The following is a 14,550-nucleotide window of genomic DNA, read 5'->3' as shown; positions in this document are numbered from 1 at the left end:
CGTCAAGGCACGGAAACTTTTGCTGTTGTCTTTATGGTCGTGGTAATTCATGTCGCAAAGATACGCGTATGCGCGATATATAACAAATCTAAATTACATAAACTCTATTATTCATTGCATTTGCCTGGGAAGTTTGACAGGGTAAAAGGACTGACGGCTATCATCTTGAAAGACAGTGTGGCTCAAAAAGAGCTTCCGGTTATGGAGCGAAGGGAAGGGAAGGAAAAGACTGGATTGGACTTCGCATCCGGAATAAGGGAAAAGTGACGGACATTTACATCAACCAGTTGGCAGACGGACGGTTGATGCATAGCAATTCGTGGATAGAAGCGGATGGTTGGGTAACCGATGCCTATATGTTTGCCGTGTCTTATCCGGAGGGAGATAATCCTACTGAGGCGGATGAACTGTTCCTGGCTTATGGCAGTGCATTGCGCCGTGATGGGGTTTCGTATTTTGCTTCACTTTCTAAGTTGTTTTTTGTACAAAAGGCAGCCGGTGGAGATTTGAACTTATGGATAGACGGACAACCTTATGTAAATGCGTCTTTCCGTTCGGGAAAACGTCCTTCCAGCTTGATTGTGAACGGCGAAGCAATGCATGTGAATTATCAGAATGGTTTGTTGGATGTGAAATATAAAAAATAGAGTAGAATGAGAAAATTAGATATTGTATGTTTAATATGTTTGTTGTGTGGAACTGTTCTTTCCGCCGCCGAATGGCAATGGTCGGTAAAGGTGAAAGGATGCGTGTCAAGAGAAACAGGGGAACCGCAGGAAGCGTTCCTGTGGATACCTCCTGCGTGCGAACGGGTGAAGGCGGTAATGGTGGGACAACAGAATATGTCGGAAGAAACGTTGTTTCATCTTTCCGCATTCCGTGAGGCGATGGGGCGGTTAGGAGTTGCCTTGATATGGATTACACCTGAATTAGACCAGCGGTGGGATGTGACAACCGGTGTACAGGAAGTTTTCGACAAGATGCTTGCCGACTTGGCGGAAGTGAGCGGATATACGGAACTGGTTGACGTGCCGATTGTGCCGATAGGGCACTCGGCGCAAGCTACTTTCCCATGGAACTTTGCCGCATGGAATCCGGAGCGGACATTGGCTGTCATTTCCTTACACGGCGATGCTCCGCGCACCAATCTGACCGGATACGGGAGAGCAAATCTGGAATGGGGGCGCACGCGGAACATCGATGGCATACCGGGGCTGATGATTGAAGGTGAATACGAATGGTGGGAAGCGCGGGTCAATCCGGCATTGGCTTTCCGCATGATGTATCCCGAAAGTTGTATCTCTTTCTTGTGCGATACGGGCAGGGGACATTTCGATGTAGCGGACGAGACGACAGCATATATCGCGTTGTTTATCGGAAAAGCAATGGAGCATCGGCTGGATGAGGCTTCGGGTAAGCTGAAGCTGGTAAATGTACGGGCAGGCTGGCTGGCTTCCCGTTGGAGTCCGGTAGAAGGCAAGCGTCCGGAACCAGCTCCTTATTCGGATTATAAAGGCGATACTCACGATGCGTTTTGGTATTTCGATGAAGAGATGGCAGAGCTTACCGAAGCCCGTTACCGCAAGCATCTGGGGAAGCGGATGCAATACATCGGCATCAGACAAAAGGGCGGGTTGGTGAAGTATGATTCGAAAGCTCACGTACGTATATCTGTGCCTTTTTCTCCTGATGCAGACGGGGTGACTTTTCATTTGAATACTTGTTTTACAGACAGTACGCGCAGCGTTAGGACTGATGAACATGCCGCAGGCACTATTCGTATAGATTGTGTGTGTGGTCCGGTTGAGAAAGTGGACGATACAACGTTTGTGCTCAGTTTTAACCGGATAGGGATGGATAATCCACGGAGGAGCGGAAGCATTACATTGGTCGCAAGCCATCCGGGAGATAAAGTGTATAAAGGTGTGGTGCAGGAGTTGGAGATGAAAGTTCCTCTTCGGATAACAGAGGGGAAGAGGCAAAGCATATTGTTTCCCAGCTTGAATGATGTCCGGCATGGCACGGAACGTCTCGTTTTGCATGCGGAATCCGATTGTGGGTTGCCTGTCCGTTATTACGTAAAGGAGGGACCCGCCGAAGTAAGCGGCAATGAATTGCGTTTTACACCGATACCTCCTCGCAGCAGATTCCCGATAAAGGTTACCGTAGTGGCTTGGCAATACGGCATCGCCGGAAAGGTACAGACTGCCGAGCCGGTAGAGCGGTGCGCACTACGTTCCGCCTGCGCTATCCTTCATGGAGCAAAGATGTGCAAGTCCGTGTTAATGGCAAGCGGGTGAAGGTACGCCAGCAGCCCGGCTCGTATATCGCGATAGAACGGGAGTGGAAGGATGGCGACCGCATCGAAGCGACCTATCCGATGCACCTGACGTTGGAGTCCGCGCCTGATAATCCTCACCGCGCCGCCTTGCTCTACGGTCCGGTGGTGCTTGCCGGAGCCTTGGGTACGGAAGGAATGTTGCCGCCTGCCCCCGATTCGGACCCATCGAAGTATAACGACTATTACACCTACGATTACCATATCCCCGAAGGGTTGCCCACCGGCTTGAAGTGGGATGCGGGGCATCCCGAAAACAGCGTGCAGCGGATTTCGGAGGACGGTTTGCGCTTCCGCACGGCAGACGGCGTGACGGTGTTGCCCCTTTACGATGTGCATCGCCAGCGTTACGTGGTGTATTGGGATATAAAAGAATAGGTAAACGTATAAATGAAGCGGCATGATGAAGAAACGCAGATTCACGCGGATTTTCGCAGATTATAAATTTCAATGTGAATCAAATCTGCGAAAATCTGCGTTTCAAAACAATTCGTCCTACTGGCACCTTCGAAGTGATGCAAAATGGAATTTAGAGGTCTGAAACAGGCTTTGCACCACTTGCAAAATGGTTTTCAGAGGTCTAAATCGGCTTTCGAAGCGGTGCAAAATGGATTTTAGAGGTCTAAAACAGACTTTGCAAGTGTTGCAAAGTCAAATTCAGAGGTCTGAAATGGATTTTGCACGTCTGCAAAGCCCGATTCAGACCTCTGAATTGCATTTTACATGTTTTTCAAGGTGCCGGAAAGCTTACTTTACGGTCACTTGCAACGGGTGGCGCACCTGTTTTGCATAGGCTTTCAGGTAATCGGTCCACGATTCATCCGTGTCGAAGCCGTATTTGCTCCAGCCCGAACCCCAGTAATAGGTGAAGGTGTCGCCGGGACGGTAGGTACAGATTCCTAATACGTGTCCCAAAGCATCGCCCGCGGGCTTTTCGAAGAGCTGCACTTTGGTCTGCACCGCCGTGTCGGGGAATACGGCACCCACATAAACGATGCCGTTGTCCGATTGAGGTTCGGTGGTAGGGTCGGCGTAGGCGATATATCCCTCCTGTGCGTTGTGGGCATAGCCTTCGGCATTGGCGGCATGGAGCACGATTCCTCCTGCCACGGGGGTGGGTTGGCTCAGGTTGGCATACGTTACGGTAGTCTGGTTCAGCTGCGAGCCTTTGTCGAGCCGGATGATGCGGGTTTCCACTACGTCCGTGTCGTTTCCTATCGTCAGCGGGTTGAAGGTAAGTTTCACGGTGAAGCGCAACGGGCCGTTGTCCAGAATTTCATATTCTTTATAACAATACGGATAGACGATGGCAGAGTCGGGCATCAGTGCCGAGGTGCCTCCGCCCAGTGTGGGGCCTACGGCATAGCAGTCCATTCCGTTGCCGTGGTCTACATGGTAGGAGATTTGACGTACCAGTTCGTCGGCTTCCTGTTTTTTGCCAGCCTTGCGCAGGGCGTTGATTTTTGCCCAGGCCGCGGTGTCCAGTTCCATTGCGTAGCGGTCTTCCACTACCAGGCGGTCGGTGTTCTTGGTGAACACGTCGTAGCCGTATGCCTGTTCGCCTTTCTGTTGCAGGGCGGGTCCGTAGGCACGGTAGGCGGCGCGGTCGTTTTCCCAGGCTATGTCGTCCAGACGTTCGGGGTAATGCCTTCCGTATGCTACGGTGTCGGTTTCAGCCGGTGTCCCTTGCCGGATGGTATATGCTTCGGTTCCTTTTGCCGATACCGATACGGGGAATATCAGTTTTCCGTCGTGGGTAAGCTGGTAAGGGATTTCCTGGGCTTGTGCGTTGCAGACGATGATGTGTGCCGTGTCGGGCAGGTTCAGCGATTGGAACACTTGTGCGGCGGGCACTTCTATCATTTCGCCCGTGCGTTCGGCATCGAGCGGGTTGGTTACGGTCACGGTGACCGTTTGGGGATTTCCGCATCCCCACAGGCAGGCTCCCAGAGCCGTTGCCGTCAGAAGTACAATCTTGTTCATAGGTTTTTTATATTAAGTAGGTTTGTTTCTTTGGGGCAAAGGTATGGATTTCTTGCGTTTAGCCAACAGATTTGCAGAAAAATTCGTTCGGATGAAAAATAATTGCATTTTGGTTGAGTGGTTTTGCCTGTTCGTTCGTATTCCTTGACAAAAAGACTAAATTCGTATGAAACATTTTGTAGCAGGAATAATGATGTGTGTGGCGGGCGTTTCGATGTACGCTGCCGCACCGGAGAAATTGGAAGTGAAGTCCCCTGACGGAACGCAGCAGGTCGAGTTCTACGTGTCGCGTTCGGCTTCGGGGGCGAATGTGCTTTGTTATCAAGTGTATTATAAAGGTGAAAAGGTGATTGGTCCGTCGCGTGCAGGACTGGAGTTGGACAACCGGGTATGGGAGATGGCGTTGGGCAAGCGCAGCCTTCCCCAGCCCGACTGCTGGATGGATACGATGGAGGCTGACTCGGTGTCGTACGGGAGTTGTGACGAGACATGGCATCCGCTATATGGCGAACGGGGCACGGTGCGCGACCGCCACAATAGCGGTACGCTGTACCTGTCGCGCAAGGACGGTTCGGGTTACCGGATGAACATCGAGGTACGTGCGTATGATGAGGGCATCGCCTTCCGCTATTTCTTCCCTGAGCATCCGCAGGCCATCTTCCATAAGGTCGTGGGTGACTTGACAGAATATGCGCTGCCCGAAGGCACGAAGGCATGGGCGGAGCAGTGGGCGCAGGCTCCGTTCGAGCACGTGGATGTGAATGCGCTCAAACAGCCGGTGGAGCGTGCATTGACGCTGGAACTTCCCGGCGGAACGTGGATGGCATTGGCTGATGCCGATGTAGACGGCTGGTGCCTGACCAAGTTTCTCACCTCTCAGGAGAAGCCGAATACCTTGACGTCGGTGATGTACAGTCCGGTGGATGCCGTGACCTACTTCGCTTCGCCGTGGAAAGTGATTATGGTGGCGGACAAGCCCGGTGAATTGCTGGAGCATAACGATATCATCCAAAATCTGAACCCGCCGTGCGAGATAGCCGATGTCTCGTGGATAAAGCCCGGCAAGATTATGCGCGAGACCACGCTTACCACGGCTGGGGCAATGGAGACAATTGATTTTTGCGCGGCGCACAAGATTCCTTATATGTTGTTCGACTGGCAATGGTATATGCCCTGTACTTCATTCGACGGAGATGCCACGCAGGTGGTGTCCAAACTCGACTTGCCCAAGGTGATAGCATACGGGAAGAAGAAAGGTGTAGGGGTATGGCTCTACGTCAACCAGCACGCCTTGCAAAAGCAGATGCGCGAGCTGTTCCCGCTGCTGCGCAAATGGGGCGTAGTGGGCGTGAAGTCGGGTTTTGTGCAATATGCTTCCCACCGTTGGGCGGTATGGTTGCACGACATGGTGCGCTATGCTGCCGAGAATCGGCTGATGATAAATATCCACGACGAGTTCCGTCCGTCGGGTTTCAGCCGTACCTATCCCAACTTGCTGACGCAGGAAGGCATCCATGGCAACGAGGAGTTTCCCGATGCCACGCATAATACCATTCTGCCTTTTACCCGTATGATAAACGGGGCGGCAGACTATACCATCTGTTATTACGACAAGCGTCTGAAAACCACCCACGCTCATCAATTGGCTGCATCGCTGGTATTTTACAGCCCGTTGCAGACACTGTTCTGGTATGATAAGCCTTCGTTCTATGGAGGCGAACCCGAAATAACGTGGTTCGAGCAGTTGCAGACGGTGTTTGATGACACGAAAGTCTTGGGAGGGGAGCCGGGCAAGTATGTGAGCATAGCCCGCCGCAGCGGAAAGACTTGGTTCGTAGGGCTGTTGGGTAACAACGAAGCTTCTTCCTGGCAGATTGACTTGTCTTTTCTTGATGAAGGGCAGACATACATTGCCTATGTGTATGCCGACGGTGGAGAAGAGACAGGCACGCGTACGCAAGTGAAATGTTCCGAATGGTTGGTTGATGGCAAACAGGCGTTGCGCTTTGCCTTGAAGCCACGCGGAGGGGCGGCGGTTCGCCTGGTTCCCGTGTCGGACCAGGATGACAGAAAAGTGGAATCTTATCAAGGACAATTATTATAACATACAATAGAAGGAAAATATGAAAACAAGAAATTGGTTGATTGGAATCGGGTTAGTTTGTCTGACGGCTTGTGCAGATACAAAATCTGGCGATGTGTCCGGGCGGTTTGATGCAGACGAAGCATTGGCATATTGTGATGCTCAGGTGCGCCGCACGTTAGACGAGCTGGCTCAACGCGATGGGGGAGTGGATTATACGATGATGCCCCGGAACATAGCCGACAGTGCCTCGCATTGGTACTGCAGCAAAGTGACAAAGGATGAGTGGTGTGCCGGCTTCTGGCCTGGTATCCTGTGGTATGATTATGAGTATACGAACGACCCTGCCATCCGGCAGGAGGCAGAGAAGTTTACCGCTTCGTTAGAATATCTCACCTATGAGCCTGCATACGACCACGATTTGGGATTCCTGATGTTTTGCAGTTATGGGAATGGCTACCGCCTGACACGTAATGAATCTTATCGGCAAGCCATCTTGCGCAGTGCCGAAGCCCTTTCGGCATTGTTCAATCCGAAGGTGGGTACCATGCTTTCGTGGCCCCGTAATGTAGCCATGTTTGGTGGGCATAATACCATAATGGACAATATGATAAACCTGGAGATGTTGTTTTGGGCGGCAAAGAACGGAGGCGATAAAAAGCTGTATGATATGGCGGTGTCCCACGCCGATACTACGATGAAATATCATTTCCGTCCCGACTATACATCGTATCACGTGGCCGTATATGATACCTTGACGGGCGAGTTTGTCAAGGGAGTCACCCATCAGGGATATGACGATAACAGCATGTGGGCACGTGGACAGGCATGGGCTATTTATGGCTATACGGTGGTATATCGCGAAACGAAAGAGCCGCGTTTCCTCGATTTCGTGCAAAAGGTGGCAGACGTGTATCTGGAGCATTTGCCCGATGATTATGTTCCTTATTGGGATTTTAATGACCCTGCCATTCCATACGCGCCCCGCGATGCTTCGGCTGCCTGTGTAGTAGCTTCGGCATTGCTTGAATTATCCGGATATGTATCACCGGAAAAGGGGCAGGAATACAAGAAGGCTGCAGTCTGTATGCTGGAAAGCCTGAGTTCGGACAAATACCGTAGCGGGAAAAGCAAGCCGGCTTTCCTGTTGCATTCCACCGGAAATTATCCGAGTCATTCCGAAATCGATGCAGCCATCATTTATGCCGATTATTATTACATTGAAGCATTGATGAGGCTGAAGCAGATGAAACTGTAGGCAGGTGGGTGATTATTCTTGCCGGATAGTTTGATTATGGCTTAAAAAGTATATCTTTGCGGTAAATGATAAAACAATTCACCACAGAGAGGACACTGGAGAATATCTGTTTGCTGTTATCCGATTTTACGATATACGATTTCATGTCGGAATAGTAAATTGTCAACTCGTAAATAGAAAAGACTCTGTGTGCCTTCTGTGGTGAATTTTATATATTATTCTTTTAAAGAATATCCTCATTTTGCCAAATTGGCTGTTTGCGGATTCATTGGGAAATATTCCATCTTCTGCCTCTGAAATAGTTTTCTCAGGTTGTAAACCGTTTTGCTTCTTCCATCACTTCATCGATACACTTCAATAGGTTGTCGGCATGTGTGCGCGTTTCTTCGCTCCAGGTGGTATCTCCACGGTGTGTTTCCAACCATAGTAACGAAGGGAGTGCATGCCGGGCTTCTATCATTGTGAAAGTGGGCAGCATTTTATGGGCAATTTCACCCAACTGGCGTACGGTGCCGTTTTCCAGTATTTGTAGGATGTGTTCGCGGTTTTTCTGTGTTTCGGCAAGAAAGGTGTTCATAATTTGGCGGGCAGCCTCTGGATCATCTTCCGAGAAAGCAGTCAGAGGGTTGAAGTTGAACCGTTTTTCTATAGATGTGTCGGGCAATTGTTTGGTCGGAACCGGAGTGGTTTGCCAGTCGGTATGCAGCGTGTGCTGGCATATCTTCAGCAGTTCCTGTTGGTTGAAAGGTTTGTAAAGACATCCTGCAAATCCTTGCGTGTGGAAGTCCGTTTCGCTCATGTCGCTTCGTGCGGTGATGGCGATAACGGGCACGGTGTGTGCTTGTGGTGTGACTTGCTTACGTATTTCCTTCAGCAGTTCGAAACCGTTCATGACTGGCATCTGGATATCGGTCAGGATGAGGTCGACAGGTTCCGACTGTAGCAGGCGGAACAATTCTTCGGGACGGGTACAGCAGTGTATGAAAGGGATTTGGCTTGCCGGAAGGTGTGCGAAGAGGTTGCGGAACATAGCTTCGGTGAGATTCAGCTGGATACGATCGTCGTCGATAAGCAGGATGTGTGCCTGCCTGTCGGCATGTAGTCTGATGGGGTCGGTCGTTTCCGGACGTATTGTCTGGGCTAGGGGAAGGGGAAACGATATGTGGAACACGCTGCCCTTTCCGGGGCTGCTCTGGATGTGGATGTCTCCCTTCAGCAGTTCCACCAGTTTGCGTGTAATGGACAGGCCTAGTCCGAAACCTTCCTGCCCTTGTGCGCTGCGCAGGCGGGTGAATTCATGGAATATGCGTGCCTGTTCTTCGGAAGTCATACCGCATCCAGTATCTTTCACACTGAACTGGAAAGAGTTATTTCTATAGCTGATGCTTAGGGTAATAGAACCTTTTTCTGTGAATTTCAGCGCGTTCGACAGCAGGTTTTCTGCTATTTGCCGGATACGGAAGGGGTCACCTTCCAGGTTCAGGGATGGAGTTACATGTTCATCGAATATGAAAGCAAGTTGTTTTTTTTCGGCAATAGGTAAAAAGCTGTGGTAAATATTATCGAATAGTTCGTGGGGATTGAAGCTGACAGGATGCAGGTCCATTTTGCCTGCTTCCAGCCGGTGGTAATCGAGCAAGGATGTGACAAGGTCGAGCAGGTGGCGTGCCGAGTTTTGCATATTGTGCAGGTAGAACAGCTGGCGCCGGTCGTTCACCAGGCGGATGAGCAGGTCTATGTATCCGATAATGGAACCGGCGGGTGCCTTGATGTCGTGTGTAATGGTGAGCATCAGTTTTTCGCGTGCCAGAAGGAGGTTTTCGGCATATTGCTTCGATTTTTCCAGTTCGTGACGATAGTGGTTGCTTCGGGTGATGTCGCGCCAGATGATGATGAAAAACACCAGTGCCAACAGTACGGCAAGGATGGCTATGGTAGCCATTGTATGCGCGGCTTGCTGGCGGATGTCGTGTTCGTGCATTACGCGGCGCTCCATGGCTGCCTGTTCATCGGCTTCAATGGTATCCAGTAATTGGTTTACCCGTTTGCTTAGCATGTTTCCGGCTATGCGGAGCTGGTTGATGCGTACGTCAAGGGTGCGTTGTTGTTCTTGCCGGCTTTGGAACACCTTGTGTTGAATGGTGGTGAGCATACTGGCGATGGTATCGACAGGATTGTATGCTTCATCGATGGTATCGGTATATACCTCTTGCACAACGTTGTTCACATGGGTAGAGTCGGGCTTTCCCGGAGCAAAGAGGTCGGCTAGCCGGCGGAAGAATTTCTTGGGTTTATGATGGATGGTGTAGGTATTGCGGTGTGTTACGATACGGCGCTGCACATGTGTGCCGCTCAGGATAGAGTCTTGTTGCAGAATGAGGCTGTCTATCTGCTGGCGGTAAAGTTCATCGGTAGGGCTTTCGCGTATTACTTCCAGTACGCGCAACATGTTCCATTCTTTTTGTTTCAGAAGTAAGCTTACGGTGTCCAGACGTGCTTGCTGGAGGGTGTCGGTCAGCAGGTTGCGGAGTGAGTCGATGAGTACGCCGGTTTCTTTCATTGTTTTTCTGTAGCGCGGATATTCGTCCAGGCTGCCTGCGCGCAGTGTCTGTCCGATAATCTCGGCATCGTAGAGCTTGGTTACTATCTGATGGGTTGTTTTCCGGCGTGCACTGATGGTTTCCTCAATGCCTGTAGGGGCAGTAAGTAAGTTCATTTGGCGGTAGATGTAGCCGATAGCACCGAAAAGCAGGGCGGTCAGCAGGATAAATCCGAATGCTATTTTAGTGGAAGTGGAAAACATTTTTGTAATTAACAATTATCAATTAATAATTAACAATTAGCAATTAACATCAAGTTGTAGTCAGGTGCCGATACCCTTTTGCACCGGTTTCATCAGCAAGACTCTAGGCTTTTAACTCCTGATTCACATCGCTTACAATTAATAACGGGCATTGTCCAGTGTCTTTACTTTATACCGGAAGCGGAGGTAGTACATGATTCCTGCACTGGTGAGTCCGAACGGGAATGCCATCCAGATACCCGTGATGCCCCAATTGAGGGTAAATCCGAAGATATAGCCAAGGGGGAGTGAGATGACAAAGTAGGCAATGAAAGAGAACAACATCATTGGACGTACATCGGCTATCCCTCGCAGGGCATTGGCGAAGTTGATTTGAAGTCCGTCGCCGAACTGGTAGAGCAGGAATGGCACAATGACTTGTGCCACCATCAGGCTGACAGAGGCATCATCGGTAAACCATCCGCCGATATGGTGACGTAGCAGATAGATGGGTACGGAGGTACAGATTATCATTACCAGAATGATATGGAAACCTGTATTAGCCGTACGGTTCACGTTGTAAAAATCACGTTGCCCCAAGAAATTGCTGATGCGTACTGATACGGCTGCTCCCATGCCATAATACATCATAAAGCAGATTTGCGACACGGCTATCATTACTTGGTAAGTGGCAAGTTCGGTACTTCCCAGCCAGCCCACCATAATGGCACTGAGGCTGAAAGAGGCCGTTTCCATACCCATCTGTGCAGCAATGGGCCATCCCAGCCGGTTGAGCAGAGTGAAGTCGGCCCGATTGATCTTGCCTGTGGAGAAACCTTTGCGGAAATGCCGGTAGCGGTTGGTGAAGAAAAACAAAACCACGTATGCCACTACCATCAGGATGCGGGAGATGAGGGTGGAAAGTCCGGCACCGGTCAGTCCCATTTCAGGAAGCCCCAGTTTGCCATAGATGAGAATATAGTTGCCGATGATGTTCAGCAGGTTTCCGCCCAGCAGGATCCACATTGACACTTTCGTGTCGGTGATACCATCGGAGAATTGTTTGAAGGCATTGAACCACAGCACGAACGGCAATGAGACGAACAGTACCATAAAGTACGGACGCATATAGGGAATCAGTTCATCGGGTTGCCCCAGCCGGTCAAGATTGAGGTAGAGTGCCAGTAGCAGGGCACATACCAGTGCCGCCAGCACGGTATTTGCCAGCAGGCTGTTTTTTAGCACTTGTCCGGTTTCGAATGTTTTTTTTTCTCCGAAAAGCCGTCCCACCACCGGTGTTAGTCCGTAAGCAAACCCGGTGCTGAAGATGATGGCAAGATTGAACATATTATTGACAAAACTGGCGGCGGCAAGCTCTACCGAGCTATGGTGTCCCACCATAATTGTGTCGGCAAAGCCCAGCACAATGACGCCTATCTGTCCGATAACGATGGGAAGCCCTAAGCCAAGCAGGGCACGGTAGTGTGTGTTCATGTGTTTTTTGCTTTATAATAAAGAATGCTGCAATTTTCGGGCACGAATGTTTTCCGGGCAGTTTCCTGTACTTGTCCGGTGGTGATGGCCCGGTACTTGTCTACTTCGCGGTTGATGTCTTCTGCCTTGCCTATCAGTTCGAAATAAGCCAGGTTGGTGGCTACGTTCAGGTAATTCAGGTTGTTGAATATCTGTTCGCTTTCGTAGCGGTTTTTCACTTTTTCCAGCTCAGCTTCAGAGACGGATGGCGTTTTCAGTTTGTCCAGTTCTTCCCACACGGCTTTTTCGGCTTCTTCCAGAGATATGCCTGCGGCAGGCTTGCCGGTAATGTGCAGCAATCCTTCGTCAAGGCTTCCTGATATGTAGGCATCAATGGATGCGAAAAGTTTCTTTTCCTGTACCAGGTTTTGGATAAAACGCGATGACCTGCCGTTCGACAAGAGGTCGGTGATGAGGTCGTACACGTAATATTCGGGTTGGAACCGGTTGCATATATGGAATGCCATATATAGGGCATCGATAGGTACTTTGCGCGTTACGGTAAGCCGGCGGACGGAGGTTTGCTTCCGTTCGGTGGGTAGGTGGCGTTCGGGTATTTTGCGTGCCGGGATGGGACCGAACCATTTTTGTGCCAGACGCACGGTGTCTTCAAACGGGATGTGTCCTGTTACGGATAAGATGGCATTGTTGGGCGCATAAAAACGGTAGAAAAAGTCTTTCACTTCTTCCAGTGTGGCATTGGCGATATGGCTGATTTCTTTCCCGATGGTGGGCCAGCGGTAAGGATGATCCTGATAAGCCATTTCGCGAAGCAGGTGTGAGGCATCTCCATAAGGCTGGTTCAGGTTGCGCTGTTTGAATTCTTCTATTACCACTTGCCGTTGCACTTCCAGGCTTTGAGGACTGAAGTCTAGGCTCAGCATACGGTCGCTCTCCAGCCAAAAGCCGGTCTCTACGTTCTGGTAGGGGAGTGTAATGTAGTAGTTGGTGATGTCGGTATTGGTCCAGGCGTTGTTTTCGCCTCCGGCATTTTGTACGGGAGTGTCGTAGTCGGGGATGTTTGCCGAACCTCCGAACATCAGGTGTTCGAACAGATGTGCGAATCCTGTATGGTCGGGGTCTTCGTCACGCGACCCTACATTGTACAGGATATTGAGCGCTACCATTTGGGTGGAGCGGTTTTCGTTATGCACAATACGCAGTCCGTTTTCCAATGTATAATGGTTTACCTTTATCATATAAGTGAAGAATTAAGAATGAAGAATGAAGAACCGCTTCGCCCGCATGGAAAATTCTTCATTCCTCATTCTTCATTAATTAATAATGCTTGCTTTGGTGATACGGATGTTTTCCGTCGGGCGGTCTGCCTTGTTGGTTTTGGCTGCCTCAATTCGTGCCACGGCATCCATTCCTTCCACTACTTCACCGAATACGGTATAGTCGCCATCCAAATGGGGTGCTCCGCCTTCTGTTGTGTAAATCTTGATTTGTTCGGGGGTGAATCTGCGGATACCTTCTTGCAGTTGTTGTGCCTTGGCTTGTGCTTCCAAGGTGTCTTGAAGGGCAAGCAGGCCAGCCATATCATTAGCCTTGCGCATCTTGTAGATTTCCTTCATGTGCTTGCGGGCGAGGTTTTGGAAGATGGTGTCCAGACGTCCTTGGTTGATGTTTTTTTCCATTTGGATAAGCTGGTCTTCACTGAACACGTTACCTGTCACGATATAAAATTGGCATCCCGATGAGGCGCGTTCAGGATTGACGTTGTCGGGCTGGCGTGCGGCAGCCAGTGCACCACGCTTGTGGTAGCGTGTGTCGACAAATTCAGCCGGTATAGTGTAACCCACGTCTCCGCTTCCCAATGAAGCCGTATCGTTGGCGGTTTTGCTGGTGGGGTCTCCTGCCTGAATCATGAAGTTTTTGATAACGCGGTGGAATAGTGTGCCGTCATACACGCCCTCTTTCACCAGCTTGATGAAATTGTCGCGGTGTTTCGGGGTTTCATTGTATAGCTTTACGGTAATGTCGCCCATTGTGGTTTCCAGGCATACCAAAGTTTCGTCTCCGTTTGTCATAAATTTGTTCGTTTTGCGATTGCCCGTGCAGGCGATGCTGCAGGCTATCAGGGTTAATAAAAAGATTGCTTTTCTCATAATTCGAGGTGTTTGCTGTGCAAAGGTACGAAAAGGCATCCAGTTTTTGGGAAAATTGGATGTAGAAATTTGTTGTTATCCTTTGCGCGATATGAAATTATGCATTTGGATTGATGCTATATTGGACACAACCCACACTGCATGTGGGGAAAAACGCTCACTTGCCTGTTACGTATGACAGATGTCATATATGGATAATACAAATTTGTAAGATTCTACACTGGCAGGATAAAGAAAACATTTTTTAGAGAAAAGATACGCATTTCTGGATAACAAAAGCCCCCGACCGCTCTTTGCAGCCGGGGGCTTTTAAATGCAAGTTTAACTTAACTATTATCTGTGAGTAATCATTGAATAGAGTTTATGTAATTTAGATTTGTTATATATCGCGCATACGCGTATCTTTGCGACATGAATTACCACGACCATAAAGACAACAGCAAAAGTTTCCGTGCCTTGACG

Annotated in this window: 8 protein-coding genes and 2 pseudogenes; 5 read left to right on the top strand and 5 right to left on the bottom strand. The window is 49.9% G+C overall.

What is annotated here, in order from left to right; genetic code table 11:
• Nucleotides 1–105: 105 nt before the first annotated feature.
• The 3 genes and pseudogenes from B5F78_RS13700 to B5F78_RS13695 form a co-directional block, all read left to right on the top strand.
• Nucleotides 106–647: pseudogene (locus B5F78_RS13700) on the top strand (heparinase II/III domain-containing protein); the annotation flags it as partial.
• A 6-nt stretch (nt 648–653) separates the two neighbouring features.
• Nucleotides 654–2,300, top strand: coding sequence for a hypothetical protein (locus B5F78_RS16905; RefSeq protein ID WP_239473474.1), 1,647 nt, complete (start codon nt 654–656; stop codon nt 2,298–2,300).
• Nucleotides 2,210–2,716, top strand: a pseudogene (locus tag B5F78_RS13695) (glycoside hydrolase family 127 protein); the annotation flags it as partial. The gene B5F78_RS16905 and the pseudogene B5F78_RS13695, both read left to right, overlap by 91 nt.
• A gap of 369 nt (nt 2,717–3,085) precedes the next feature.
• Here B5F78_RS13695 and B5F78_RS13690 read toward each other — a convergent pair.
• Entirely contained in the window at nt 3,086–4,321 is a 1,236-nt protein-coding gene (locus B5F78_RS13690; RefSeq protein ID WP_087406981.1) for a DUF4861 domain-containing protein, read from the bottom strand.
• Nucleotides 4,322–4,487: 166 nt separating this feature from the next.
• Here B5F78_RS13690 and B5F78_RS13685 point away from each other — a divergent pair, with 166 nt between their 5' ends.
• Nucleotides 4,488–6,425 (top strand): glycoside hydrolase family 97 protein, encoded by a 1,938-nt coding sequence (locus tag B5F78_RS13685; protein WP_087406980.1) that lies wholly within the window; start codon nt 4,488–4,490, stop codon nt 6,423–6,425.
• A 19-nt stretch (nt 6,426–6,444) separates the two neighbouring features.
• The gene (locus B5F78_RS13680; protein WP_087208637.1) at nt 6,445–7,662 is read left to right on the top strand and encodes a glycoside hydrolase family 88 protein; all 1,218 of its coding nucleotides are present in this window, start codon (nt 6,445–6,447) and stop codon (nt 7,660–7,662) included.
• 307 nt (nt 7,663–7,969) lie between these two features.
• Here B5F78_RS13680 and B5F78_RS13675 read toward each other — a convergent pair whose 3' ends face one another.
• The 4 genes from B5F78_RS13675 to B5F78_RS13660 form a co-directional block, all read right to left on the bottom strand.
• Complete coding sequence (locus B5F78_RS13675; protein WP_087406979.1) at nt 7,970–10,465, bottom strand: hybrid sensor histidine kinase/response regulator; 2,496 nt, start codon at nt 10,463–10,465, stop codon at nt 7,970–7,972.
• 138 nt (nt 10,466–10,603) lie between these two features.
• Nucleotides 10,604–11,938, bottom strand: a complete 1,335-nt coding sequence (locus tag B5F78_RS13670) for an MATE family efflux transporter (protein WP_087406978.1) — start codon at nt 11,936–11,938, stop codon at nt 10,604–10,606.
• Nucleotides 11,935–13,176 carry a M16 family metallopeptidase gene (locus B5F78_RS13665; RefSeq protein ID WP_022040068.1) on the bottom strand — a complete coding sequence of 414 codons (1,242 nt, stop codon included), beginning with the start codon at nt 13,174–13,176 and terminating at the stop codon, nt 11,935–11,937. The genes B5F78_RS13670 and B5F78_RS13665 overlap by 4 nt, the downstream gene beginning before the upstream one ends.
• Nucleotides 13,177–13,251: 75 nt before the next feature.
• A complete protein-coding gene (locus tag B5F78_RS13660) occupies nt 13,252–14,088 on the bottom strand; it encodes a peptidylprolyl isomerase (protein ID WP_087208632.1) in 837 nt (278 codons plus the stop codon).
• Between the last annotated feature and the right edge of the window lie 462 nt (nt 14,089–14,550).

It is taken from the genome of Bacteroides sp. An279 (assembly GCF_002159615.1).
Taxonomy (GTDB): Bacteria; Bacteroidota; Bacteroidia; order Bacteroidales; family Bacteroidaceae; genus Phocaeicola; species Phocaeicola intestinalis.
Note: the sequence above shows the minus strand (reverse complement) of the source record. Positions and strands in the feature narration are given on the sequence as shown.